General features: G+C 39.2%; 25 protein-coding genes. 11 read left to right on the forward strand and 14 right to left on the reverse strand.

Features of this window, described 5'->3' with window-relative positions:
• The first annotated feature begins 8 nt into the window (after window positions 1-8).
• The gene (locus V6260_RS12540; protein ID WP_341594499.1) at window positions 9-581 is read left to right on the forward strand and encodes a mechanosensitive ion channel domain-containing protein; all 573 of its coding nucleotides are present in this window, start codon (window positions 9-11) and stop codon (window positions 579-581) included.
• Window positions 582-673: 92 nt separating this feature from the next.
• Here V6260_RS12540 and V6260_RS12545 read toward each other — a convergent pair whose 3' ends face one another.
• Genes V6260_RS12545 through V6260_RS12555 form a run of 3 tightly spaced genes read right to left on the reverse strand, consistent with a single transcriptional unit; the run spans window position 674 to window position 3,063 of the window.
• Complete coding sequence (locus V6260_RS12545) at window positions 674-1,732, reverse strand: succinylglutamate desuccinylase/aspartoacylase family protein (RefSeq protein WP_341594500.1); 1,059 nt, start codon at window positions 1,730-1,732, stop codon at window positions 674-676.
• The gene (rimK, locus tag V6260_RS12550; RefSeq protein ID WP_341594501.1) at window positions 1,719-2,624 is read right to left on the reverse strand and encodes a 30S ribosomal protein S6--L-glutamate ligase; all 906 of its coding nucleotides are present in this window, start codon (window positions 2,622-2,624) and stop codon (window positions 1,719-1,721) included. The genes V6260_RS12545 and rimK overlap by 14 nt, the downstream gene beginning before the upstream one ends.
• A gap of 10 nt (window positions 2,625-2,634) precedes the next feature.
• A complete protein-coding gene (locus V6260_RS12555; RefSeq protein WP_341594502.1) occupies window positions 2,635-3,063 on the reverse strand; it encodes an ATP-dependent zinc protease in 429 nt (142 codons plus the stop codon).
• A 286-nt stretch (window positions 3,064-3,349) separates the two neighbouring features.
• Here V6260_RS12555 and zntB point away from each other — a divergent pair, with 286 nt between their 5' ends.
• Entirely contained in the window at window positions 3,350-4,321 is a 972-nt protein-coding gene (gene zntB / locus V6260_RS12560) for a zinc transporter ZntB (protein ID WP_341594503.1), read from the forward strand.
• Window positions 4,322-4,553: 232 nt separating this feature from the next.
• Here zntB and rraB read toward each other — a convergent pair whose 3' ends face one another.
• From rraB to V6260_RS12605, 9 genes are all read right to left on the reverse strand, one after another.
• Window positions 4,554-4,889: a ribonuclease E inhibitor RraB gene (rraB, locus tag V6260_RS12565; RefSeq protein WP_341594504.1), complete on the reverse strand. Its 336-nt coding sequence runs from the start codon at window positions 4,887-4,889 to the stop codon at window positions 4,554-4,556.
• Window positions 4,889-5,602 carry a 1-acylglycerol-3-phosphate O-acyltransferase gene (locus V6260_RS12570; protein ID WP_341594505.1) on the reverse strand — a complete coding sequence of 238 codons (714 nt, stop codon included), beginning with the start codon at window positions 5,600-5,602 and terminating at the stop codon, window positions 4,889-4,891. The genes rraB and V6260_RS12570 overlap by 1 nt, the downstream gene beginning before the upstream one ends.
• Before the next feature lie 161 nt (window positions 5,603-5,763).
• Window positions 5,764-8,058: a DNA topoisomerase IV subunit A gene (parC, locus tag V6260_RS12575; protein WP_341594506.1), complete on the reverse strand. Its 2,295-nt coding sequence runs from the start codon at window positions 8,056-8,058 to the stop codon at window positions 5,764-5,766.
• Between the two features lie 10 nt (window positions 8,059-8,068).
• A complete protein-coding gene (locus V6260_RS12580; RefSeq protein ID WP_341594507.1) occupies window positions 8,069-9,163 on the reverse strand; it encodes a PQQ-dependent sugar dehydrogenase in 1,095 nt (364 codons plus the stop codon).
• Window positions 9,164-9,192: 29 nt separating this feature from the next.
• Entirely contained in the window at window positions 9,193-11,082 is a 1,890-nt protein-coding gene (gene parE, locus V6260_RS12585) for a DNA topoisomerase IV subunit B (RefSeq protein WP_341594508.1), read from the reverse strand.
• A 77-nt stretch (window positions 11,083-11,159) separates the two neighbouring features.
• Window positions 11,160-11,720, reverse strand: coding sequence for a YqiA/YcfP family alpha/beta fold hydrolase (locus V6260_RS12590; RefSeq protein WP_341594509.1), 561 nt, complete (start codon window positions 11,718-11,720; stop codon window positions 11,160-11,162).
• Window positions 11,705-12,490 (reverse strand): metallophosphoesterase, encoded by a 786-nt coding sequence (locus V6260_RS12595; RefSeq protein ID WP_341594510.1) that lies wholly within the window; start codon window positions 12,488-12,490, stop codon window positions 11,705-11,707. Before V6260_RS12595 ends, V6260_RS12590 begins: the two co-directional genes overlap by 16 nt.
• Complete coding sequence (locus tag V6260_RS12600) at window positions 12,477-12,935, reverse strand: DUF1249 domain-containing protein (protein ID WP_341594511.1); 459 nt, start codon at window positions 12,933-12,935, stop codon at window positions 12,477-12,479. Before V6260_RS12600 ends, V6260_RS12595 begins: the two co-directional genes overlap by 14 nt.
• A 26-nt stretch (window positions 12,936-12,961) precedes the next feature.
• Window positions 12,962-13,588: an NUDIX domain-containing protein gene (locus V6260_RS12605; RefSeq protein ID WP_341594512.1), complete on the reverse strand. Its 627-nt coding sequence runs from the start codon at window positions 13,586-13,588 to the stop codon at window positions 12,962-12,964.
• A gap of 151 nt (window positions 13,589-13,739) precedes the next feature.
• Between V6260_RS12605 and tolC the strand changes: the two genes are divergently transcribed.
• The 3 genes from tolC (at window position 13,740) to V6260_RS12620 (ending at window position 16,753) form a co-directional block, all read left to right on the forward strand.
• Entirely contained in the window at window positions 13,740-15,095 is a 1,356-nt protein-coding gene (gene tolC, locus V6260_RS12610; protein ID WP_341594513.1) for an outer membrane channel protein TolC, read from the forward strand.
• 109 nt (window positions 15,096-15,204) lie between these two features.
• Complete coding sequence (gene lpxL / locus V6260_RS12615; RefSeq protein ID WP_341594514.1) at window positions 15,205-16,134, forward strand: LpxL/LpxP family Kdo(2)-lipid IV(A) lauroyl/palmitoleoyl acyltransferase; 930 nt, start codon at window positions 15,205-15,207, stop codon at window positions 16,132-16,134.
• A gap of 46 nt (window positions 16,135-16,180) precedes the next feature.
• Window positions 16,181-16,753 (forward strand): TcpQ domain-containing protein, encoded by a 573-nt coding sequence (locus V6260_RS12620; RefSeq protein ID WP_341594515.1) that lies wholly within the window; start codon window positions 16,181-16,183, stop codon window positions 16,751-16,753.
• 87 nt (window positions 16,754-16,840) lie between these two features.
• On the opposite strand, the gene glnE is transcribed toward V6260_RS12620, so the two are convergent.
• Window positions 16,841-19,636, reverse strand: coding sequence for a bifunctional [glutamate--ammonia ligase]-adenylyl-L-tyrosine phosphorylase/[glutamate--ammonia-ligase] adenylyltransferase (glnE, locus tag V6260_RS12625; RefSeq protein ID WP_341594516.1), 2,796 nt, complete (start codon window positions 19,634-19,636; stop codon window positions 16,841-16,843).
• 77 nt (window positions 19,637-19,713) lie between these two features.
• Here glnE and V6260_RS12630 point away from each other — a divergent pair, with 77 nt between their 5' ends.
• The 6 genes from V6260_RS12630 to ruvX all read left to right on the forward strand — a co-directional run bounded on the left by V6260_RS12630 (window position 19,714) and on the right by ruvX (window position 24,123).
• Window positions 19,714-20,607 carry a hypothetical protein gene (locus tag V6260_RS12630; RefSeq protein WP_341594517.1) on the forward strand — a complete coding sequence of 298 codons (894 nt, stop codon included), beginning with the start codon at window positions 19,714-19,716 and terminating at the stop codon, window positions 20,605-20,607.
• Between the two features lie 70 nt (window positions 20,608-20,677).
• The gene (locus tag V6260_RS12635) at window positions 20,678-21,139 is read left to right on the forward strand and encodes a hypothetical protein (protein ID WP_341594518.1); all 462 of its coding nucleotides are present in this window, start codon (window positions 20,678-20,680) and stop codon (window positions 21,137-21,139) included.
• 84 nt (window positions 21,140-21,223) lie between these two features.
• Entirely contained in the window at window positions 21,224-21,958 is a 735-nt protein-coding gene (rsmE, locus tag V6260_RS12640; protein WP_341594519.1) for a 16S rRNA (uracil(1498)-N(3))-methyltransferase, read from the forward strand.
• A 54-nt stretch (window positions 21,959-22,012) separates the two neighbouring features.
• Window positions 22,013-22,963 (forward strand): glutathione synthase, encoded by a 951-nt coding sequence (gshB, locus tag V6260_RS12645; protein ID WP_341594520.1) that lies wholly within the window; start codon window positions 22,013-22,015, stop codon window positions 22,961-22,963.
• A 115-nt stretch (window positions 22,964-23,078) separates the two neighbouring features.
• Entirely contained in the window at window positions 23,079-23,636 is a 558-nt protein-coding gene (locus V6260_RS12650; RefSeq protein ID WP_341594521.1) for a YqgE/AlgH family protein, read from the forward strand.
• Between the two features lie 37 nt (window positions 23,637-23,673).
• Complete coding sequence (gene ruvX, locus V6260_RS12655; protein ID WP_341594522.1) at window positions 23,674-24,123, forward strand: Holliday junction resolvase RuvX; 450 nt, start codon at window positions 23,674-23,676, stop codon at window positions 24,121-24,123.
• Between the two features lie 49 nt (window positions 24,124-24,172).
• Here the strand turns inward: ruvX and V6260_RS12660 are convergent, their stop codons facing one another.
• Window positions 24,173-25,306 carry a PilT/PilU family type 4a pilus ATPase gene (locus V6260_RS12660; protein ID WP_341594523.1) on the reverse strand — a complete coding sequence of 378 codons (1,134 nt, stop codon included), beginning with the start codon at window positions 25,304-25,306 and terminating at the stop codon, window positions 24,173-24,175.
• Between the last annotated feature and the right edge of the window lie 9 nt (window positions 25,307-25,315).

Below are 25,315 nucleotides of genomic sequence, written 5' to 3' on the forward strand. Positions count from 1 at the left end.
AATGTACTTTGGAACCGTTAGAGATTTTAAAGCTATTTAGTACACAATATAAATTAATTGTAACCATAATTGCCTTATTGCTTTACCCATTACTATTAAAGCTTACTAAGAAAGTTCTCGGAAAAACAATTAAAGGAAAAGTCGATTTACACCATAAGTCACGAGCAGAACTACTACTGAAAATAATACTCGCTTGTGTGATGCTGTGTTTAGTACTGGTATTCTGGGGGATTGAACTTCGAGGTTTATTAGTACTTGGTTCTTCTTTATTTGCAATGCTAGGTGTTGCGCTTTTTGCAGCTTGGTCGCTATTAAGTAACCTTACAGCCTTTTTGTTAATGTTTATTCAAAACGATTGCCGTGTTGGTTATTGGGTACGAATTATTGATGGTGCGAATCATATTGAAGGCCGTATTGTTGAAATGGGCTTAATGAATGTAGTACTTGAACATATTGATGGGCATCGTGTAATTTACCCTAATAATTTATTTGTGACCCGCCCTGTCATGGTTTTAAATAAAGAACCAAAGCCAACAAAAGCTCTCGTTATAAAGCGTATTATTGGCCCTAAAAAAGCATAGTTAAAAAAATTCATATCCACAAAAAAGCCGCAGTAGGCAATTACCTACTACAGCTTTTTAATGCTTTAACTAAATAGAGCTCAGGTTGGCTACTAGTTATTTAGTTCAGCTGTTTTAAGCTCGTCATCTAAATCACTTATTTCATCAATAAAGTTCTCTAGTTGCTGCTCTACTAAGCTATTATCATTTGCAAAGTAAGCAAGGTGGAATACCGCATCACCTTCATTTACTAATGGCATAGTTTGTTGACCAATAACAATACCGCCCTTAGGCGCTAAAAGTTCAAGCTCTGAGTCACCTAATGGACTACTAATATAAGCAAGTACTTGTCCTTTAGTTACATGTTCCCCTAGTGATACTTGTGCACGCACAATGCCATCAACTTCAGCACGTATCCAACTGGTTGAACCCGCAATAATAGGATCTGGTAATTTTTTAGGACGCTTGCCACGGATCATTTTTAAATGACGCATAACATAATCAACACCCTGCACACCTGCCGCAATTGCGATTGGATCAAAACGCAGTGCCTCACCTGCTTCGTAGGTGATAACCGGTATACCTAGGTTTGCAGCTTCACTTCGTAATGAACCATTACGCAATGATGCATCTATAACTGCTGGCGTGCCAAATGCTTTAGCCATTTCAGCGGTTGCTTCATCAGCTAAGTTAGCGCGAATTTGCGGTAAGTTAGTTCGATGAATAGCACCAGTATGCAAATCAATAATGTGGGTACAGTGTGTTGCCACTTGATTAAAAAACATATAGGCCATACGCCCAGCTAGTGAGCCACGCTCAGAACCTGGGAAACTACGATTCATATCGCGTCTGTCTGGTAAATAACGTGATTTGTGAATAAAACCAAATACATTAACAATAGGCACAGCTATTATTGTTCCACGCAATTGGCTTGCATCTATTTTAGCAAGTAACTGGCGCACAACCTCTACGCCATTTAGTTCATCACCATGAATAGCTGCACACACCATAAGCACAGGACCTTCTATTACACCGTTGACCACTTCAATAGGAATATTAAGTGGTGAATGGGTGTAAAGCTTAGCCGCCTCTAAGGCAAGCGTTTTGCGCTCGCCTACGCCTACATTCTCTCCCAATAAGGCAAAAGGACGGTTAATTTTAACCTTTGCCACGAGTTGCGGTTCCTTTACTAGAGGCATTTTTTTCAATGAAGTCAATCACCATACCTGCAATATCTTTACCTGTTGCTATTTCTATGCCCTCCAAGCCTGGTGATGAGTTAACTTCCATCACTAATGGCCCACGAGATGAGCGAAGTAAGTCAACGCCAGCTACGTTTAAACCCATTGACTTTGCCGCCGCCACTGCCGTTTTACGCTCCTCTGGCGTAATGCGAACTAATGTAGCGCTACCGCCACGATGAAGGTTAGAACGAAACTCTCCTTCTTGTGCTTGACGTTTCATTGCAGCTATTACTTTGTCGCCTAATACGAAACAACGTATGTCTGCACCGCCCGCTTCTTTAATATATTCTTGAACCATAATATTGGCTTTTAAGCCCATGAACGCTTCAATTACACTTTCAGCTGCTTTACGTGTCTCAGCTAATACCACACCGATACCTTGAGTGCCCTCAAGTAATTTTATAACAACGGGCGCCCCCCCAACCATTTCCAACAAGTCCTTCACGTCATCAGGTTTACTTGCAAACCCTGTTACAGGCATGCCCACACCCTTACGTGATAACAGCTGAAGGGAACGTAATTTATCGCGCGAACGAGAAATCGCTACAGATTCATTTAAAGGGTAAACCCCCATCATTTCAAACTGGCGTAACACAGAGCAACCATAAAAAGTAACTGATGCACCAATACGTGGAATGATAGCGTCAAATTCTTTTAAGTTTTCACCGCGATAGTGAATTTCAGGCTGCTCTGAGTTTATATTCATGTAACAACGTAGCGCATCAATTACTTTTACTTCATGGCCACGCGCTTCTGCCGCTTCAATTAAGCGACGAGTTGAATACAAATTACTGCTGCGAGATAAAATACCGATTTTCATAGTTAAAACCTTAACTACCTAATAAATGTGATAAAGCCGGATTAACGACTAAGTGATTTTCCATGGCTGTACGGCCAAGTAACATCCTAAATTTCATTGTAGCCCTATTTGTTAAAGTCACTTCAATAGGCCAGCTATGTTGGCCCGCATGTAGTGTTGTTTCTATAAAATAGCGCATTTCTTTTTGCCCACTTGAACTGGTTACAGCTTTAATTTTTTTAACCTTAGCCTTGCAAGTGACATGTGTTTGTTCATCGTCTTGCAGTGGTTGAGCTATAAATTTCACCCATTTTTCGCCATTTTCTTCATACTCTTGAATATTAATTGCATGAATACACGAGGTACGGGCGCCGGTATCTACTTTTGCTTTTATTCTCTCAATACCAAGCTCTGGTAAGCTTAACCACTCACGCCAACCCACTGTGATATTTGTAGTCATAAATATGCCCTTAATAAAAAAGAGACTTATACGCTACGGGTCAAAAAACACCAACGAAATAAATTTATCTAGTCGATGAGTAAATTAAATTGATCTTTTTAGGTAACTCATCACACAATGCGCGCATTGCTGATTAGTGCTATAGCCGTTTTATTCAGCACACTGGTTCTGTATATGTTTTTACAAAATAAACCTAACCCATTAAAAATAAAGGTAAGTTTGTAAGCGACTAAGTAGATACACTATAGTTAACAGTATTAAAAACATACTATTTTGAGAATTAATTATGATTAATGGTTTACTACACGCCCTTGTGCTTGACGAACAAGGCGGCGCACGCCCAATAGAAAGCACGAGTGAGTTAAATAACTGGCAACCAGACCAAGGTAAACTTTGGGTTCATATGGACTATAGCCAAAGCGAAGCTGTACAATGGCTAAAGTCACAGTCTCATTTAACCGATTACGAGCTCGATTCTTTAATTGCAGATGAAACTCGCCCGCGAATTACCGCAACAACAAATGGCCATATGCTATTTTTACGTGGTGTAAATTTAAACCCTGCGCAAAGCCCAGAGGACATGGTTTCAATTCGCTTATTCATTAGCGAAAATATCCTAATCACAACACGCAAGCGTCGTTTGCTATCTGTACAAGATATTCTTGTCTCATTAAAAGCCAATAGCGGTCCTTGTAATATTTCAGAGCTTGTATGCTCTATAACGCAAAAATTAACATCGCGCATGCAAAGCGTTATTGATTCACTAGATGAAACACTCGACGAATTTGAAGAAGAAATTGATGAGCCAAGCAAAAAGTTCGATAACCAAGGCTTATCACAACTACGTCGCCAAACCATTGCCTTAAAGCGCTACTTAAAACCGCAAAAAGACGCGCTATCTTCAATGGTTAATAAACATTATCCGTGGCTTTTAGATGATGACAAAGCAAAATTAAACGAAACCACTAACCTACTGATTCGTTATTTAGAAGAGTTGGACAGCTCAATCGAACGCGCACAAATTATTCAACAAACAATTAGCAACCAAGTATCTGAGCAACTAAATCAGCGCATGTATGTAATGTCGGTAGTGGCGGCTCTATTTTTACCACTTGGCTTTTTAACAGGCTTATTAGGAGTGAATGTAGGCGGTATCCCAGGAACTGAAAACCCCTATGCATTTAGTGCTTTTGTTATATTTTTAGTCGTTCTTACAGGCGGTATTGCGGTGTATTTTAAAAATAAAAAATGGCTTTAATAAACAGCCATTTAAATACATTTAATAATGTAAGTTTTAACACTATTTATATGAAACTAGTTAGTTTCTCGTGTGTAACTAACTATGGTAAGTCCATTGTTAGCATCAGACTTTCCTTTTAAAATGATTAAAACAGTATTGAGGATTGATAGAAAAACTATGTCAGGCATAAAAAAACGAGTATTAACAATACTCGCTTTTAAAATACAAACCTAGACGTTAGATAGGCGCATTACTCTTGAAAGTAAGTGCCCCAACCGTCATATTCAACGTCGCACTCAACAGCTAAAGCTGCAAGTTTATCCACATCTTCCATTATTACGTCTACGTCTAGCTCAGCTTCGACTACTATATCGAAGCTCCAAATTTTGCTGCCGTCTTCAAGTTCGAGCTCTGCAGGCTCTTCAACATCGTAGCCTAATTTAAAAGCCGCTAATGCCGCTTGCTCTAACTTAGGGAAGTCTTCACATACAAAATGGTGTTCTACTTCGTAAAGTATTTCAGGGTCTGATCCATCTTCAAGTAGTGAAATTACGATATCTTCACTTATTTCGCGCCAGTTTTCCATTATTTATCTCTCACTTGAGCATCTAATTCAGTTATTTTAGCAGCCATAATGCTATGCACGCTTTTAGCATGCTCACGCGCGCTAATATTTTTATCAAGCGATACGGGCGCTAACATTTCAATGTAAATTGTACCATTATCCCAACGATTTAGCTTAATGGTTTTATGTGTTGTACTCATACATACTGGAATTATGGGTACATCTGCGCTCATAGCGGTGTGAAATGCACCTGTTTTGAACGATAGCAACCCTCTTCCATAGCTTCGTGTGCCTTCTGGAAACATCCATACAGATAAGCCATTATTTTTAATTTTTTCGGCGGATTTTGAAATAGTTCCCGCTGCTTTGGAGCGATTCGATCTGTCTATTAATATATTACCCGACAACCAATAAAGCTGACCAAAAAATGGGATCCACTTTAAGCTCTTTTTCCCTAAACTTACGCAGTTTTTAGGCACCATTGCTGGTACTGTAAATAAGTCGTAGCTATTTTGATGATTAGCAACGTAAACTGCAGGGCCTGCATCAACTGCATCTTTATGACGTGTTAAAACTAATTTCACGCCAATCATTTTAGCCATTGAGCCAAACCAGCCCGCTATAATATGTACATTATTGGGATGAAATGGTCTTACAATCGAAAGTAATAAACCAAAAATACAACTGAATAATATAAACATCAGCATAATAAAAACGCGTATAACAGCTAGCAAATGGGCTTCTCCAAAGATCAATTATGCTTATTATAGCGTTATTTTGTGACACAGACGAGTCAATAGCGCACAAGTGTACGCTGAAATATACAAGCTCTTTATTTTAAAACAAAAACGGCCTGCAAATGCAGACCGTTTTTAATTATACAAAAAGTAGTTGATTACTCTTCATTAATGACTTCTATTGGTTCGTCATCTTGTGAGGTTAGCTCAACAACAGCTTCATCAACACGCTGTAAGCCACGCGGTAGTTTATTCCCCCTACGCCCTCGCTCGCCATAATAATGCTCTAAATCGCTTGGTTTAAGCGTAAGTTTACGCTTACCAGCATGAAGCGTAACACTGCTTCCTTGTGGTACAACAGCAAGCACTTTTACAAACTCTTCACGGGCTTGTACCTTTGCTCCAGGTATAGAAATAATCTTATTCCCTTTACCTTTACCCAGTTTTGGTAAATCACGTAGCGGGAATAAAAGCATGCGTCCTTCGTTTGAAATGGCCATACAGTAATCGCTAGCAACATCATTCACCCTAATAGGAGAAAGTAATACGCCACCTTTAGGGACACTTACCAGCGCTTTACCATTTTTATTTTTACTCACTAAGTCTTTAAAGTCGGTAATAAAGCCGTAACCTGCATCTGATGCCATAAGCAGTACTTGGTTGTCATCAGCCATCACCACATGCTCAAAATTAGCCCCTGTGGTTAGATTAAATCGTCCTGTCATTGGTTCGCCTTGGCTACGAGCCGAAGGTAAGCTATGGGCATCGGTTGCAAACGCCCGCCCTGCTGAATCTAAAAATACAGCAGGTTGATTACTCTTGCCACGAGCTGAGGCTTTGTAACTATCACCTGAGCGGTAATTTAAGCCTTGTACATCTAAGTCATGGCCTTTGCCAACACGTGCCCAGCCTTTATCAGAGAGCACAACAGTAACTGACTCTGATGGGATTAAATCTTTTTCGTTAAGCGCTTTAGCTTCTGAGCGCTCAATCACTGGCGAGCGGCGATCATCACCATACATTTCTGCGGCTTCTTGAATCTCTTTTTTAAGCAGTGTCGACATACGACGATCTGAACCAAGTGTTAGCTCTAGTTTGTCACGTTCTTTAGCTAGTTCATCTTGCTCACCGCGAATTTTAAACTCTTCTAGTTTTGCTAAATGACGAAGTTTTAATTCTAAAATTGCTTCTGCTTGCGTATCAGTTAGATCAAAGCGTTCCATTAATACAGGCTTTGGCTTATCTTCGGTGCGGATGATTTCAATCACTTCATCAATATTTAAAAAGGCGGCTAACAAACCTTCTAAAATATGCAAACGCGCTAGTACTTTATCTAAACGATACTGCAAACGCCGACGCACAGTTTCACGTCTAAATGTAAGCCACTCAGATAAAATACTGCGTAAGTCTTTTACCTGCGGGCGACCATCTAAGCCTAGCATATTTAAATTTACGCGGTAATTTTTTTCAAGATCGGTAGTAGCAAATAAGTGCGCCATTAATGGCTCAGCTTTAATACGATTTGAGCGCGGAATAATTACAATGCGCGTTGGATTTTCGTGATCAGACTCATCACGTAAATCGGCAATCATAGGCAGCTTTTTAGCGTTCATTTGCGCTGCTATTTGCTCAAGCACTTTACCACCCGAACATTGATGCGGCAGTGCTGTAATTACAATATCGCCATGCTCTTCGGTATACACCGCACGCATTTTGATAGAGCCTCGACCCGTTTTATATATTTTATGGATATCGGCTTTTGGGGTAATTATTTCAGCATCAGTTGGGTAATCTGGTGCATGTACTAACTCAAGAATTTCCTCAAGTTCAGTTTTTGGCTTATCAAGTAACAAGCAACACGCACTGGCTAATTCGCGCACGTTATGTGGCGGAATATCTGTTGCCATACCTACGGCAATACCCGTTACGCCGTTTAGTAAAATATGCGGTAAACGCGATGGCAATACTAAAGGCTCATTCATGGTGCCATCAAAGTTTGGCGTCCAATCAACCGTGCCTTGGCCAAGCTCTTTTAGTAATACTTCAGAAAACTTAGATAAACGTGCTTCGGTATAACGCATTGCTGCAAACGATTTAGGATCATCAGCAGCACCCCAGTTACCTTGACCGTCAACCAGCGGATAACGATAAGAAAACGGCTGCGCCATAAGTACCATCGCTTCGTAACACGCACTGTCGCCGTGTGGGTGGTATTTACCTAGTACATCACCCACGGTACGAGCCGATTTTTTATATTTAGCAGCGGCCGATAACCCAAGCTCGCTCATCGCATAAATAATACGACGCTGAACCGGTTTTAATCCATCGCCAACATGTGGCAATGCTCGGTCCATAATTACGTACATAGAGTAGTTTAAATAGGCGTCTTCGGTAAAACGCCCCATTGTTTGTTGCTCAACTCCTTGCATCAGCAAGGTATCTGTATCACTCATTAAAGCTTACCTAGTTTTTCTTATAGCTTACACGGTAGATCACATTGGCGTAATCATCGCTTACCAACAGACTGCCGTCACCTAATTCTGCAAATGCAACAGGGCGTCCAAATGTGGCTTCGTCTTTCATAAAGCCCGTAATAAATGGCGTATATTTTGTGACTCGACCTTGCTCAATGGTAGCTAACGCTACTTTGTAACCTGATTTTTTAGAACGATTCCATGAGCCATGCTCAGCAACAAATAACTGCTGCTTATAATTTTCAGGAAATTGTTTACCGTTATAAAAATGAATGCCTAAAGGCGCCACATGTGCAGCAAGTGCAAGCGCCGGAGAGGTATAATCGGCAATGTTTTTGCCTTTACCAAACTCAGGATCGATTATCGCGCCGGCGTGAACAAAAGGAAAACCAAAGTGCTCTCCTTCTTTGCTTACACGGTTAATTTCATCTGGTGGGATATCATCGCCCATCATGTCGCGACCGTTATCACTAAACCACAAAGCCTGTGTGCTCGGGTGAAAGTCAAAACCGACTGAGTTACGCACACCTTGCGCAATGGTTTTAATTTGCTTAGTTTCTACATTAAGTGAAAAAATACGACCAAAGCGCTCATCTTCGGCGCAAATATTACACGGCACACCTACCGGAATAAGCAATTCGTCTGTGGGTGTAAAACGTAAAAACTTCCAGCCGTGGTGGCGCTCTGATGGTAATGCATTATAAATTACATCAAATTTTGGATCTTTTAGTTCCGTATCGATATTTTTAAAGCGAATAATACGATGCACTTCACCAACGTATAAATCGCCGTCTTTAATTGCCAGGCCCGAGGGCATATTTAAACCTTCAGCAATCACAATTTTTTTGTCCGCTACGCCATCACTATTATGATCGATAAGCGCATATACATTACCTGCTTTACGAGAGCCTGCGTACACAATACCTTTTTTTGACACTGCAATTTGGCGAGCATTTTCAACATCATCAGCAAATAAGCTTACTTCAAACCCTGGTGCAACGGTGAGTTTATCAAGTATGTTTTTCGCCATTGCTGGGACACTTGTCATCCCCAATAACAGCAAACTTCCTAGTAATTTATTCACTTGCTTCTCCTAGTATTATACAAAACACTTTATACCTGTGCTTTATTACCGTGATCTTCTAACCATTGACGACGATCTGGCGACCGTTTTTTAGCAAGCAACATATCCATCATTTCTAAGGTTTGCTCTTCTTCATCTAGGGTTAACTGAACCAAACGACGCGTGTTTGGATCCATAGTCGTTTCACGAAGTTGCAGCGGGTTCATTTCACCCAAGCCTTTAAATCGCTGTACGTTTACTTTACCGCGTTTTTTCTCAGCTTCTATGCGTGCCAAAATACCGGTTTTTTCATCTTCATCGAGGGCGTAATATACTTCTTTGCCAATGTCGATTCTAAATAACGGCGGCATAGCAACATACACATGACCTGTTTTGACCAACTGTGGAAAATGGCGTACAAACAAAGCACACAACAGTGTAGCAATGTGTAGTCCATCCGAGTCAGCATCGGCTAATATACAAATTTTGTTGTAGCGAAGTCCCGATAAGTCGCTTGAATCTGGGTCTATGCCTAGTGCTACTGAAATATCGTGTACTTCTTGAGACGCAAGAATTTGCCCTGACTCAACTTCCCAGGTATTTAAAATTTTACCGCGCAGCGGCATAATTGCCTGAAACTCACGGTCTCGCGCTTGTTTAGCAGAACCTCCAGCAGAGTCACCTTCCACTAAAAACAGCTCGGTTCGGTCATTATCAGCAGCACTACAATCGGTCAATTTACCTGGTAATGCAGGACCTGCAGTAACTCGTTTACGTACGACTTTTTTAGCTGCACGCAAACGGCTTTGCGCGTTTGAAATACATAACTCAGCTAATAATTCTGCGGTATCAGTATGTTCATTTAGCCATAAACTAAACGAATCTTTTACAACACCCGATACAAATGCGGCACATGAGCGCGATGAAAGTTTTTCTTTGGTTTGCCCTGCAAATTGTGGATCTTGCATTTTAACTGACAATACGTAACTACAGCGTTCCCAAATATCATCCGGTGTTAACTTTACGCCACGAGGTAGTAAATTTCTAAACTCACAAAACTCTCGCATTGCTTCAAGCAAGCCCTGGCGCAGACCATTTACATGTGTACCACCTTGCGCGGTAGGAATAAGGTTTACGTAGCTTTCAGCTATTGATTCACCACCTTCTGGCAGCCATACAACAGCCCAATCAACGCCTTCAATTGAGCTTTTAAATTCACCTACAAATGGGTCTTGCGGTAATGTTTCAAAACCCTTAACGGCTTCAATTAGGTAATCTTTTAAGCCCGTTTCGTAAAACCACTCTTTGGTTTCTTTCGTTTGCTTGTTAACAAACTTAATACGTAGTCCTGGGCATAACACCGCTTTGGCTTTTAATAAATGATTAAGCTTAGTAATTGAGTAGTTTGATGAATCAAAATAGCTAGCATCAGCCCAAAAGCGAACCGTAGTACCAGTATTACGTTTACCAACAGTACCAATTACGTTTAAATCTTCTACCTTGTCACCGTTTTCAAAGGCCATTCTAAATTGTTGAGCGTCGCGCCTTACTGTTACTTCTACACGTGTAGATAATGCATTAACTACAGAAATACCTACACCGTGTAAACCACCCGAAAATTGATAGTTTTTATTAGAGAACTTACCACCTGCGTGTAGCTTTGTAAAAATCAGTTCAACCCCAGGAATACCTTCTTCTGGATGAATATCAATAGGCATACCGCGGCCATCATCACTTACTTCAAGCGAGTTATCCTCGTGTAAAATGACCTCTATTTTAGTGGCGTGCCCAGCCATAGCTTCATCGACACTGTTATCGATTACCTCTTGACCTAAATGATTTGGGCGTACAGTATCGGTGTACATCCCTGGGCGTCTTTTTACCGGATCCAATCCATTAAGTACTTCAATGGCTTCGGCATTATAGTTTTGCTCGCTCATAGTTTTTATCTTTATATCCGCTAAGGCTTTAATTTGTTCTACTAGTTTTATTTTTGTATACGCTAGGATAACTAGTTTTACGTGATTTTAAGAAAATCTACAACACTTGCAAAAGTACGCTCAAATTTTACGTAGCTATGATCGCCACCAAACTCGATAAATTGCTTGCATTGCGAATAATATTTTACAGCGTGTTGAAAGTTCAACACTTCATCGCCTGTTTGCTGTAATAAATACAGTAATTCAGGATGTACTAATTTATCTACAGCGAGTAACCTCAGCGCCTCAATATGAGCATTATTTAACTCATAATGATAATCTTGATACGGATTATAATTAGGCCCAAGTAACGACTGTAATAAATTATAAGGTGCGACCGCGGGATTAATCACCACTGCAGGAATTTGATAACGCTGCGATAAATACGTGGCAAAAAAACCACCTAACGAGCTACCTAATAAAACGGTATTAGGCGTTAGTAATTGCTCAAGCTCAATGATGGCTTGTAAGGGCTCGTGGTTTAAGCACGGTACACAATAATCAACGTCATAGTTTGCCATAAGCTCGCCAAACCTCACAGCTTTATATGATTTTTGTGAACTATTAAAGCCATGAATATAAATTACGCGTTTAGCCATACCACTTCCGTTTTTACTTCAACTTTATTTTTTTTACTCTTTATATTTAGCATTCTGTAAGCAGGCCCTGCATTTTTTTGCTCCCACTTTGGAGTGTGCTTCACAAACTGTATTGAGCTGGCTGGGGTTGCATATATGGGCAGCCCTCTAAAACTTTGTTCATAATCATTGTGCACATGACCATGAAAAAGCGCAGATACATTATTACTATTAACTAAAATATTTAAAAGCTGTGGGCCATTTTCTAATAAGTGCTTATCAAGATAGCCATTTATTGGCTGCGGATTATGATGACAAAAAATAATTTTACTATTACTTGAGTTGACTAAAGTATTAGTTATTTCATCTAAATGCGTGCCAGTAACCCATCCTGCGGGTGTAGGCCCTTTAGAGTTAATAAGAAGCAGCTCAGCCCCGTTAGCAATAATATGTTTAGCCGAATTTATTTGCCCACCACTTATTCTACTAAGCATTGCTATTTCATCATGATTACCTGGTACCCAAAATACAGGACAAGTAATGTCACTGGCATTTATAAGTTCACTAAATAGTAAGTACGATTCGAAACTATGATCTTGCGTTAAATCGCCACCAAAAATCACGCAATCTACTGGCTGCTTAGCGATGTGTGCCAAAGCTTGTTCAAAATGAGCTGCAGTATTTACACTAAAATACTCACCATTTTTATCTGCAAATAAATGGCTGTCGGTAATATGCGCAATGCACAAAGATGATTTATCAAATGTATATGTATCATCAAACCAAGCCATTATTTACATCCCAATTTAACGTCGCTTGTCCGTGCTCTACGCAAGCTACTAACCAGTCGTATAAAAAAGCATTAAGTTGATACTTTTCATCTTTTTGATGCATTTTAGGGTTGGGGTACCCGTACGATGGTTTTATGCGTTGATGGTAATCGTGATGAATAATTTCAGCAACTTTCGCATCGTGATACAAGCGCACCGTTAAATACAGTGGCGTAACCCCTTTAACCATTCCTGTTAGCTGCTTAATTGAAATATCCATGGTGTATTTTGCACTGCCATCAATTTTTGTAGCAAATTCACTGTTGCCAAGTTTTACTTCACGAATGCTTCCTATATTGCGCTCGCTCGGTAACAACTTTAATAGTCGCACATAGTTATGCTCACAAAGTGTTAAATACTTTGGGAGGCTTTGAATGTATCGATTTTTTGCTAATTGTGCTGTCAAAGTTCCGCCATAATATTAGTAAGAGTTTATGCCCATTTGCTTGTTATTTTTTCGCGATTTAATGCAAGCCACTGCATACAAATAACCGTTGCCGCATTATCCATTTCACCGTTATTAAGACGTATTAGTGCATCATCAACAGATAAAATATGAGTTTTTATATCCTCGCCTTCAGTTTCAAGACCATATACACCTGATTTTACTTGGCTTAAATCAGTACGCGCTAAATATAAATGTAAACGTTCAGTTGTACCACCAGGGCTTGATAGGTATGAAAGCATAAATTCAAGTTCAGTTAATTCAAGCCCGGCTTCTTCATACGCTTCTTTTTTTACAACTGATTCGTAATCCGTACTGCCGTCAGTCATTCCGGCTATACATTCTAACAGCCATGGTGAATGCTTGCTCTTAATCGCACCAATACGTATTTGCTCAATTAAAAGAACAGTATCTGATACAGGATCATAAGGAAGTACCGCAATTGCATCTCCTCTATCTAGAATCTCACGGCTGATTAAGCTTGATTTTCCTCCCGCAAACAGCGCATGTTCAAACTGATACAAATCTACCTGAAAAAAACCTTTATAAAGATTTGTTACTGATTTTAAACTTACATCTTTATGTGTAAATTTCACCAATTTTTTATTGCCCATCCTCTAAAGTCCTGTTTATTAAAATGATTAAAGTGAGTTAATATATTCTGTTACACTTGAACATACTGTTTTACTAATTATTTTTTTTGTTATGCAGTAAAACAGGTTAACATGCTTTTAGTATAAAAATTGTCTAAGGACTGAACCGAATATGAAAAAGAACATCCTTGCGGCGCTGGTTAGTTTATCATGCGCATTAGGCGCTACAGCAGCTAAAGCAGAAGATTTACTACAAGTTTTTGAAATTGCTACAGCAAATGATCCTACTGTTTTAAAAGCAAAAGCCCAAGCCGATGCGCAATCTTACCAAAGCGATTTGGCGATGAGTGCACTATTACCTCAAATTGGTTTAACTATGGGTTATACAAAAAGTGATGCAACGTCATACCAAAGTGTTGGCGATTTATCTAACCAAGTTAAAGTTGAAAGTGACACAGACCAATTCAGTCGCGGTGTTAGCTTAAGCCAAACATTATTTGATTTAGGTGCCTGGAATACGTTAGATATAGCCGATAAGCAAGCTCTACAAGCGAATGGGCAATATGACGGCGCAAAACAAAACCTAATTGTACGCGTTGCCGAAGGCTATTTTAACGTATTAAGTGCAATTGATAACCTTGAATTTGTTGAAGCTGAAAAACGTGCAATTGAGCGTCAACTTGAACAAACAAAACAGCGTTATGCAGTAGGCTTAACAGCCATTACAGATGTACACGAAGCACAAGCCCAGTTTGATAACTCAGTAGCCCAAGAAATTATTGCCAGTAATGCTGTAGAGACTGCGCGCGAGCAACTTCGTGAGATCACCGGTAAATATCATGAAAAGTTAGACTTTTTAAATACTGATACTTTTTCAACCACTAAACCGACTAAGCGCTCAAGTGATTTTGTTAAAGTAGCAGAAGATAAAAACATTAATCTACAAGTATCTAAAATAACAGTTGATATTGCAAAAGATCAGATTGAGCTAGCTAAAGCAGGTCACTATCCGAAGCTAACCTTGAGTGCAAGCTATGGTGATTCTCTTACTGACAATCAAATAAATGGCACCAGCTTTGATACTCAACCTCGTGGCGATTCAAGCTCGGTAGGTCTTAATTTTAGCGTCCCGTTATACTCTGGTGGTGCAACGGTTGCTGCAACTAAACAAGCGCGTGCATTTTATGTTGCTGCAAGCCAAGATTATGAAACAAACTACCGTGCAGTTACTCGCACAGTCATTACCTCTTATAATCAGGTTGTTTCAGATATTGCAACTTACAAGGCGCTAGAGCAAGCCGTTGTTTCTGCTCAAAGTGCCCTTAAAGCAACTGAAGCCGGTTTTGAAGTAGGTACTCGTACAATTGTTGATGTATTAGTCAGTACACAAAACTTATACAATGCAAAGCGTAACCTTGCTGATGTACGTTACCGTTATGTGTTATCTACTCTTCGCTTAAAGCAAGCTGCGGGTACACTAACAAGTGAAGATTTAGTTGCTATAAACCAAGGTTTAAAAGCCGCTTAAACCTAATCACTCGTGTAATATGAACACATTAAAGCCAGCTAACTGCTGGCTTTTTGTATTTTATAGCGCTTAGCGTTAAACTATCGTTTTTATTCTCAGAGAGATTTTTGTGGTCACCTCATCTCCTTTTAAAGCATCTTTTTTAGGTCCTCGATACTGGTTAACGTGGATTGGCGTTCTATTTTTATATTTAATTTCTTGGTTACCACAAAAACTACAGTTAGTAATGGGTAAACAGCTTGGCCGCTTAGTGCACAAGTTTATGAAACGTCGCCGCCATATTGCTGAGGTAAACATTAGACTATGCTTTCCTAATATGAGCGAAGCAGATCAAAAAGCTCTTGTTCTAAAAAATATGGAAAATACCGGAATAGCTATGGTTGAAACCGGCATGGCTTGGTGGTGGCCGCAATGGAGAGTAAAAAGTGTATATGGTTCAATTAAAGGGCTAGAGCACTTTGAACGCGTACAAGCCTCTGGTAAGGGGATTTTATTACTTGTACCCCATATCCTGCATCTTGAAATGGCTAGTCGTGTAATGGGGTTAAAATGCCAAGGTTTAGGCTTTTATCGCCCACATAACAATGCCCTAATGGAATACTTTACTACTAATGGCCGCCTTCGCTCTAACGAATACTTAATTGGTCGTAAAGACGTAAAAGGCTTACTCAAATCATTAAAAAATAAAAAGGTATGTTACTACTTACCTGATCAAGATTACGGTCGTAACCGATGTGAATTTGTACCATTCTACGCAGTACCCGATACAGCAACAACCACAGGAACTCTGATGTTTGCAGCTAGTAAAAACTGCGAAACAATGAGCTTAATTAGTCGTAGAGATGAAAACGGTAAATATCACTTAGAAATCATACCAGAGCTTAAAAATTTCCCTAGCGGTGATGACAAAGCTGATGTAACACGTGTTAACCAACGAGTTGAGCGAGCAATAAATGCAGCACCAGAACAGTACATGTGGCTGCACCGTAGATTTAAAACGCGCCCAGATAAAAATACTCCTTCTTTTTACAAAAAGTAGTGGTATATATAACGTTATAAATAACAAAATAAGATGAGCAGGGATTATGTTATCTTGGATTAAACATATAGTAATAGGCATAGCTTTAATTCTTTGCGCTCTATACTTTATTCTTAATAGTGATTCTATAGTTAATTTTAAAGAATCGACAAACGCGGCTGCAAATGGCTTATCTCGATTCTATAAATCTATACGTAGTAAAATAAACGAAGACAAAGAACGTGATAAATATGTACTTGATTTAGACAAGCCAGAACAGAGTTTAGATCGTATTTTAAGTGCCAGAGGACGAAAGGTAGAGCCCATGTCAGTTAACTGGGGTGGAAAAGTTAAGGCTAGACGTTTTGAAAGAGGTTTTACTCTTAGAGAAGTTTTAACTGATTATGCAAAAAAAGAAGACATCGAACTGTATTGGTATCTAAATAAAGATTACGTTATTAAGGATCATTTTAGAGTTGATGGAGACTTTATAACTACCTTGTATAAAGTCAGTCGTTCTATAAATAATGACTTTGTGAACGAAGTCCATACATTTTTTTGTTACAAACAACGCGCTGCTATAATAACTGAGCTGCCATCTGAGTTCGTACGCTCTAATTGTGTTAGATTAACTGTATAATAATGAAACCAATCCACTTAAAAATAAAAGCTACGTGGATTGGTATCACACTAGTTTAATAAATAACACCAGTAATGGGTTTGGTAACTATTTTAATAAAAAGGTATTTTTCCAAATAGCCCTAACATTATTAATGTTGTTCTCTAGCCCTAAACGAGATACTAAACGACCTTGCTGATCTAAACTCAACACATGATAACGTGAGCGATAGTCAATATATGCCTGGATTAATTGCTGTTTATGCTCCTCATTAATGCAGCCTATTTTAGCTGCATCAGTTAAGATTCTTACATTATCAGAATATACTGTTAAGCTTTCAAATACATGAGCATGTTTAAGCACTAAATATTGAGTAATAAATTCAATATCAGCCATACCACCAGCATCTTGTTTTAAATCAAACTGCTGCTCATTTCCCTTAGCTAAATGCTGGCGCATTTTTTCGCGCATTTTGATTACATCGGTTTTTAATACTTCATCATCCCGTTGTTGGCAAAGTATATTTTTACGAATTTGTGAGAAGCGGTCAGCGAGTTCATTTTCTCCTAATATTAAGCGGGCACGGACTAACGCTTGATGCTCCCAAGTCCACGCCTGTGTTTGTTGATAGTGATTAAAACTCTCTAAATTAATAGCCAGCAAACCAGAGGCACCTTCTGGACGAAGCCGTGTATCTAATTCATACAAAATACCTGATGCTGTACGGGTATTAAACAAATGCATTAAACGCTGAGCGAGCTTTAAATAGAACTGACGTGAATCTATCGGCTTTTCACCATCGGTTTGACTTGAACCATCATGATTATGCACAAATACCAAGTCAAGATCAGAATCATACCCAACTTCAAAACCACCTGTTTTTCCATACGCTATAACAGCAAAACCTTTATTCTCATCATCAGTCCCAGGCGGTATACCAAAGCGTTTAGCTGTATTTTGCCAAGCGATGTTCACTGCTTGCTCAACAATCGCTTCTGCCAAGGCCGTTAAGTGATCACTTACTTTCATAACATCAATAACACCGGTTGCATCTGCAGCGGCAATACGTAATTGATGCGTTTGCTTAAATTGCCTGAGCGACTCCATTTGCAGCTCTAGATCGTCATGCTCTATCCGTAAAAAATACTGTCTTATTTCATCTTTATAGGCAGTTAGCGGGGTTGGCTTATAGAGAACAGCGGGGTCTATTAGTTCATCAAGTAATATAGGGTAGCGAGAAATATGCTCGCCTATCCATTTGCTATGACAACACAGTAAAACAAGTTGCTTTAATGCACCTTGGTTTTCGTACAACAATTCTAAATAGGCAGTACGCGAAATTATCTTATTAAAAATTTGGCAAACCATTGTAAAAGCAGCTGCACTGGCATTAAAGTCATTTAATTGACTTAATAAAACAGGCATTAACTTATCAAGAGTGTCACGCCCTCTGTTACCTATGTTTACCTTAGACAGCCTTAATTTAAAATCGTTAAGGGGCTCTTGCCATTCATCTCTGGCCTTTTTTAAAAAGCTCACATCACCATGATCCCAAGCACTAATAAATGCGCCTTCGCAGGTATCAAGTGGCACGGTTTCCTCGCCAATCACGAGTGCAAACTCACTGTTAACTTGCTTCATCACCTTTTCTATAGTGTTTAAAGTGGCAGAAAAATCAGCTTGTTCTAATAATAAATTTAAGCGCTGCTGATTCAATTCATCATCGGGGAGTGTTTGTGTTTGCTGATCGTCAAATATTTGAAGGTACTGCTCAACTTTACGTAAATAAAGGTAATTGCGTTTCAACTCGCTTGCTTCTTGCTCATCTATAACTTGGTTAAGTGCCAACTCATTTAATGCTGTAAGTAAAGATTGAGTTTGTAAATTAGCCTCTCGTCCACCTCTTACCATTTGCAGTGCTTGCACTATAAATTCTACTTCACGAATACCACCAGCGCCTAGTTTTATATTATTAGTTAGGCCTTTGCGGCGCACTTCTTGGGCGATCATTAACTTCATTTTACGCAAGGATTCAATCACCGAAAAATCAATATACCGGCGGTAAACAAACGGCTTTAAAAGCTTAATAAATTCATCCCAATATTTATTAGGAGTGCCAATTAAGCGCCCTTTTAACATTGCGTAGCGTTCCCAGTCGCGTCCTTGTTCTTGGTAGTAATCTTCAATGGCATTAAAGCTCATCACCAAAGGGCCACTTTCGCCAAACGGGCGCAGGCGCATATCAACTCTAAATACCTGCCCATCACCGGTGGCTTGGTTAAGTGCTGCAATTAGTTTTTGTGCAACTTTGGTATAAAATACCTGAGCCTCAAGGCTTCTGCGACCTCCTTGAGTTTTTGTGCTGCATGGATATGCAAAAATAAGATCAATATCAGAGGAATAATTTAGCTCCTGTCCGCCAAGCTTCCCCATCGCCAATACCATTAGCGGCATTGCTTGGTTTTGCTCATCAAGCGGCTCACCATTTACTTTTGCCACCTGTGCATGCGCCCATTGGTTGGCGCTATTAATTAGCATGTCAGCAAGCTGGCTTATGTAATTAATACTATCGGCAATGGGGTTATTACAGCATAAATCTAAAAAGGCGACTTTAAGCCAGTACTTTTCTCGATATTTGCGAAGTACTTTATGGCACTGTGCTTCATCAAGGTCAGCTAAATTCAGGTTTTTAAAAGGAGAATCTATTACTCTATTTTGTATTTCGTCTTTGCATAATAGCCAGGTATTTAAATCAGGTTGTGACTCTAAACTGCGCCAAGCAAAGTCGCTTAATGCTAATAACCTTACAACTTCACTTTGTTTACTTTGCTGCGGGTATAACTGTTCAAAGCGCATCAAGCCAAGCTTTTGTAATTGAATAGGAAGTTGCTTTACGTTAGTCATCAATCCTCTCTTTTATATCTTCAATAACCGTACTAGAATGATTAAAACCTAGAAAGGTTAACTTAATTAGGATCACCATGTCATATTTGTCTTTATCTAACACTAGTTTTATTGCGATTGCCATTAGTTTTACGGTTATTTGCCTAACTATTTTTACTTTGAGAGTTATCACTCAATTTAAAGCAAAACAAGCGCTTAAAGAGGAATTAGCACAGCACGACAACTTTGCCATGGGTATCAGTTTTGCATCTGAAATTTCCGTCGTTATAGCAACTATAGCTTTTTTATTTGATGAAATAAGCGTAAGTACCGCGCAGTCAAATCCAGTAAAAGTAATTATTTTAATCGTTTTACTATTTACGTTTATAAAAGTTGGTCACTTAATCCACAGAAAATGGATATTGCACAGATTCAATGAAGAAGCCGCTATATTAAAGCAAAATGTATGTGCCGCCTTAGTTGACTCCGGCATGCTAATAGCAAATTGTATTATTGCACTTGGCCTATATACATGGACCCACACTCAAGGGTTTAGTAACTTACTCATTGCCTTTGTTAGCTTTTTCACTTTGCAAGGGATGTTTGCACTTGATAGTAAAATACGAGAATATCGCTTTGCTAAGGCTAATCAAGGCGCTTCACTACAAAGTAATTTCAATTTAGAAAACACATCAATAGGCATAAGGTATGCAGGAAAATCAATCGGTTTAGCACTTGCAGTTTATGCAGGGTTGTCTAGCGCGGAGTTTCAAAACGGTAAAATGGTAGAAAATATATTTACACTTATAATGCATTGCAGTGTAATGTGGATACTACTTTATAGCTTAACGTATGTGATAAAAGTTATTTCTTTACCAAATATTGATGCGGCTCTTGAAATAGACCATCAAGATAATATTGGGGTAGCATGTATAGAGTTTGCTGTTTTTTGTGCTGTGGGCTATTTACTTATTAGTATGTTTTCCATTTAACACTGAACGTTTTAAATTCAGTTGTTAGAAAACCCTTTATCCAATTTATATTTAAATGCAGAAGGATCTTATGTCATTTAAAATCACTAACTATCTTTTAATAGATATAGATAGCGAGTTTAGCCGAAACTTTACTGAACATTATTTTAGTAAGGAACAACGTACTTCAGCCAGCGAGCTTGTTGTGGCTGGAGGTAATACTCGCCAGTTAGTAAAAATGATGTTCGATGAGCTCATAAAAGACTATTGTTATTGTGATCTTGAAAATGAAATTAGCGTATCCGAACTTGCCAGCTATTTACACGAACATCATGATATAAAAGGTGTTTTATTTAATAGCACCGACTACTCACTGGCAAGTGACAAGCAACGTTTTATTTATAATTCTTTGCATAAAAATCGTTTTTTAGTAACTCAAGTTGATAATAGCTTTACCTTCACTCCTGTCACAGATAAAGGCCACTCTAATCACCTTTCGTGTCATACAGATATAGCTCAAACACATAAAAACCCAATTGAATTCCCAGATTAAATTTAAAAATAAATAATTGCACCTAGCTGCTTGCTTACTTACCATAGCGGTATCTATTTTTCGCTAATGAGTAAATAACGTACCATGCGAGTTCCTCATATTTATCAGGCATCGGATATTGCCTTAAACACCCCTGTAACGTTAGATGATGACGCTGCTGGGCACATTGGCCGAGTGCTGCGCATGAAAGTAGGCGAGCATGTATCTATTTTTAATGGCGAAGGTGGCGAATACCTTAGTGAAATAATTGAGGTAACTAAAAAAACAGTTGTAGTTATGCCGATTGAACTCAACCCACATGACGTAGAATCCCCCCTTAAAATACATTTAGGCCAATGTGTTTCTCGTGGCGATAAGATGGATTTTACCATTCAAAAATCTGTAGAGCTTGGTATAACAGAAATCACACCACTTTTTAGCCAGCGCTGCGGCGTTAAACTCAGTGGCGATCGTCTTGAGAAAAAACATCAACAATGGCAAAAAATTGCAATTGCAGCAGCTGAACAATCTGGACGTAACTTTGTACCAGTTGTTAACCCTCCCGTTGATTTAAAACAATGGCTTGAGCAGCAAACACAGGCAATAAAACTGACCTTGCATCCTCGTGCTGAGCACAGCATTAAAACCATTACGGTACCTAAAGATGGTGTGCGCTTTTTAGTAGGGCCCGAAGGTGGCTTTACTGACGATGAAATGGCACTAACCAAACAACTAGAATTTGTAGATATTCGCTTAGGCCCGCGCGTTTTACGAACGGAAACAGCGGCTTTAACGGTCTTAAGTGCATTACAACTTCAATTTGGCGATTTAGCTAATTGAAATAACTAAAAGCACCCTCATATAAACAGTAACATTTATAGTAAGGCACAGCGCATGGCAATTAAGTTAGGTATTATTTCAGATCCTATTAGTGGGTTTAACATCAAAAAAGACACCGGTTTTGCAATGATGATGCAAGCGCAAGAACGTGGCTACGAAATTTACTACATGGAGATGGACGATTTATCCCTTCGCAAAGGTAAGTCGTACGCTACAGCATATAAAGCGCAAGTGTTTAATAATGCAGAAAAATGGTATGAGCTTGAAGAAAAAGCCACTATTGCTCTTGCTGACCTAGACGTTATTTTAATGCGTAAAGATCCACCGTTCGATACTGAATACATTTACGCAACCTATATTTTAGAGCGCGCTGAGCAAGAAGGTACGCTTATCATTAACAAGCCACAAAGCCTTCGCGACGCTAATGAAAAACTATTTACAGCGTGGTTTAGCGAACATACGCCAGACACACTTGTTACACGTAGCCAAAAACAAATTCGTGAATTTTTAGCCGAGCATAAAGACATTATTTTAAAACCACTTGATGGAATGGGTGGCGCATCTATTTTTCGCATTAAAGAAGACGATGCCAACATTGGTGTAATTTGTGAGACGCTAACCGAACATGGCAGCCGCTTCGCTATGGTGCAAAATTACATCCCTGAGATCAAACAAGGTGATAAGCGCGTACTAGTAGTTGATGGCGAAGTTATTCCATATTGTTTAGCGCGTATACCGCAAAATGGTGAAACACGCGGTAATTTGGCTGCCGGCGGTCGAGGCGAAGCCCGTCCACTTAGCGAATCAGATTTAAAAATAGCGCAAGCTGTTGCACCAACGCTCAAAGAAAAAGGCTTAATATTTGTAGGTTTAGATATTATTGGCGATAAATTAACTGAAATTAACGTAACTGCACCAACATGCGTACGCGAAATTGAAGCTGCTTATGATATTTCTATCACGGGTATTTTATTTGATGCAATTGAGCGTAAATTAGGTAAATAATTACCGCAATAAAAAGCCCATTAGTTTAAGCCTTTCATGCAATTAATGGACTTTTTATGTCAATTTAAATAACTATGCCATACTCAAAGTTCATTAACTAAAAAGGGTGAAATCTATGCAATCATTAGAAAATCATTTTTTAATCGCGATGCCGTCGATGCAAGACCCTTTTTTTAAACGTGCTGTTACCTATATTTGTGAGCACAACGAAGATGGGGCTATGGGTTTGGTAATAAACCAACCTATTGATGTTACTGTTGGCGAACTTTTAGATAAAATAGAGATTGATAACGACAAAAGTCAAAACGCAGCAAAAGTAAGTGTGTTTGCAGGCGGACCCGTTAAAACAGACCGTGGTTTTGTACTGCACTCTCCCCAATCGGGTTATTCAGCAAGTCAAAAACTCAGTAGCGATATTATGATCACTACCTCAAAAGACGTTCTAGCAAATTTAACCACTGCACAAGCACCAGAGCAGTTTATTATTACACTTGGTTATTCAGGGTGGGAGCAAGGACAACTCGAACAAGAGTTACTCGATAACAGCTGGTTGATCATAAAAGCCGATCCGAAGATCATTTTTGATACCCCCGTTGAAAAACGATGGGAAAAAGCAGTTTCAATGTTGGGCTTTGATATTAGCCAACTTAGTCCTGAAGCTGGTCACGCATAATAGTAACTTAACCCTTAACAAATTAAACAAGATACACATGACAAAAAAATCGCTTAAACCGCAAGGCGAACGCACTGTAATGGGCTTTGACTTTGGCACCAAAAGTATTGGTATTGCTATTGGGCAAGAGTTAACTGGCAGCGCGTCTAGCCTTAAGGCTGTAAAAGCACAAGATGGTATTCCTAATTGGGACCATATCGCCGTACAAGTAGCCGAGTGGCAGCCTGACTTAATGGTTGTTGGCTTACCATTAAATATGGATGGAACGTCACAAGAGGTAACCTTTAAAGCAAAAAAGTTTGCCAACAGATTGCATGATCATTATGGCATTCCTGTGCAAACACAAGACGAGCGTTTAACGACTGCAGATGCTAAAGCGCGACTTTTTGAAAATGGCGGCTATAAGAACTTAGGTAAAGGTAACGTAGATAATATGTCTGCGGTTATTATTTTAGAAAGCTTTTTTGAATCTAGTTACGGTGAATAAGCCTTCTATATAAATAAAAAAGCGCCTATTGGCGCTTTTTTCATAGCTATTAATCATTATTCTTTTCATCAAGGCCATCAATAGTAACGCCTTGTAAAAAGCCCGCACCTTGTTGTTCGTTATTACGTAATTTGATCATTAAACGTAAGTCATTTGGCGAATCAGCATGATGAAGTGCATCAGCATAGTTAATACGCTGCTGTTTATAAAGCTCAAATAGCGCTTGATCAAAGGTTTGCATGCCCATCTCTTTCGATTTAGCCATAGTTTCTTTAATACTGCCAATATCACCTTTTTTTATCAACTCGGCAACCATAGGTGAATTAAGTAAAATTTCTATTGCAGCCACTCGGCTTTCGCCATCTGAGGTTGGTATTAATTGCTGAGCAATAATTGCGCGTAGGTTAAGCGCTAAATCATACTTCAGCTTATCGTGCTTTTCTTTAGGTACTAAATGCATGATACGATCAATCGCTTGGTTTGCATTATTTGCATGTAGTGTCGCAACACAAAGATGGCCTGTTTCTGCAAAGCTTAATGCATACTCCATGGTTTCTTGCGATCGTATTTCACCAATTAAAATCACGTCAGGAGCTTGGCGTAATGAGCTTTTAAGTGCCGACTCAAAGCTTTCTGTATCAAGCCCTACTTCACGTTGAGTAATAATACTTTTACGATGTTCATGTACAAACTCAATAGGATCCTCAATTGTCAGTATATGACCTCGTTGGTTACGATTTCTGTAACCAATAAGTGCCGCTAGCGAGGTCGATTTCCCCGTACCAGTACCGCCTACAAATAGAACAAGGCCGCGCTTAGACATAATTACATCTGTAAGTGTAGAGGGCAGCCCTAACTCATTCACATCCGGTATTTGCGTTACAATTCGGCGAATAACCATGCCAGCCCTATCCCGCTGCCAAAAAGCAGAAATACGAAAACGCCCTTCATCAGTAGCAATTGCAAAATTACACTCTTTAGTAGTATGAAACTCTGCTCTTTGCTTTTCACTCATTGCTGATTCAACAAGCTCTAAGGACTGTTCATCAGTTAGCTTTTCGTCACTTAGCGCTATCAATTCGCCATTTATTTTAGCGCTAACAGGCAACTGACTTGATACAAATAAATCAGAGCCTTTTTTTTCTATCATAATGAGTAAAAAATGGTGTAAAGATAAATTCATCGTAGTTCC

Source organism: Pseudoalteromonas aliena (genome assembly GCF_038155085.1).
Lineage (GTDB): Bacteria > Pseudomonadota > Gammaproteobacteria > Enterobacterales > Alteromonadaceae > Pseudoalteromonas > Pseudoalteromonas aliena_A.

What these genes read in the sequence shown, in the direction of transcription:
- V6260_RS12590 (WP_341594509.1), bottom strand. Translation starts at nt 11,720, where the DNA reads ATGGCTAAACGCGTAATTTATATTCATGGCTTTAATAGTTCACAAAAA.
- parE (WP_341594508.1), bottom strand. Translation starts at nt 11,082, where the DNA reads ATGAGCGAGCAAAACTATAATGCCGAAGCCATTGAAGTACTTAATGGA.
- V6260_RS12660 (WP_341594523.1), bottom strand. Translation starts at nt 25,306, where the DNA reads ATGAATTTATCTTTACACCATTTTTTACTCATTATGATAGAAAAAAAA.
- V6260_RS12620 (WP_341594515.1), top strand. Translation starts at nt 16,181, where the DNA reads ATGTTATCTTGGATTAAACATATAGTAATAGGCATAGCTTTAATTCTT.
- gshB (WP_341594520.1), top strand. Translation starts at nt 22,013, where the DNA reads ATGGCAATTAAGTTAGGTATTATTTCAGATCCTATTAGTGGGTTTAAC.
- V6260_RS12605 (WP_341594512.1), bottom strand. Translation starts at nt 13,588, where the DNA reads ATGGGCAATAAAAAATTGGTGAAATTTACACATAAAGATGTAAGTTTA.
- tolC (WP_341594513.1), top strand. Translation starts at nt 13,740, where the DNA reads ATGAAAAAGAACATCCTTGCGGCGCTGGTTAGTTTATCATGCGCATTA.
- V6260_RS12555 (WP_341594502.1), bottom strand. Translation starts at nt 3,063, where the DNA reads ATGACTACAAATATCACAGTGGGTTGGCGTGAGTGGTTAAGCTTACCA.
- rimK (WP_341594501.1), bottom strand. Translation starts at nt 2,624, where the DNA reads ATGAAAATCGGTATTTTATCTCGCAGCAGTAATTTGTATTCAACTCGT.
- V6260_RS12595 (WP_341594510.1), bottom strand. Translation starts at nt 12,490, where the DNA reads ATGGCTTGGTTTGATGATACATATACATTTGATAAATCATCTTTGTGC.
- rsmE (WP_341594519.1), top strand. Translation starts at nt 21,224, where the DNA reads ATGCGAGTTCCTCATATTTATCAGGCATCGGATATTGCCTTAAACACC.
- V6260_RS12630 (WP_341594517.1), top strand. Translation starts at nt 19,714, where the DNA reads ATGTCATATTTGTCTTTATCTAACACTAGTTTTATTGCGATTGCCATT.
- V6260_RS12635 (WP_341594518.1), top strand. Translation starts at nt 20,678, where the DNA reads ATGTCATTTAAAATCACTAACTATCTTTTAATAGATATAGATAGCGAG.
- zntB (WP_341594503.1), top strand. Translation starts at nt 3,350, where the DNA reads ATGATTAATGGTTTACTACACGCCCTTGTGCTTGACGAACAAGGCGGC.
- glnE (WP_341594516.1), bottom strand. Translation starts at nt 19,636, where the DNA reads ATGACTAACGTAAAGCAACTTCCTATTCAATTACAAAAGCTTGGCTTG.
- V6260_RS12650 (WP_341594521.1), top strand. Translation starts at nt 23,079, where the DNA reads ATGCAATCATTAGAAAATCATTTTTTAATCGCGATGCCGTCGATGCAA.
- parC (WP_341594506.1), bottom strand. Translation starts at nt 8,058, where the DNA reads ATGAGTGATACAGATACCTTGCTGATGCAAGGAGTTGAGCAACAAACA.
- ruvX (WP_341594522.1), top strand. Translation starts at nt 23,674, where the DNA reads ATGACAAAAAAATCGCTTAAACCGCAAGGCGAACGCACTGTAATGGGC.
- rraB (WP_341594504.1), bottom strand. Translation starts at nt 4,889, where the DNA reads ATGGAAAACTGGCGCGAAATAAGTGAAGATATCGTAATTTCACTACTT.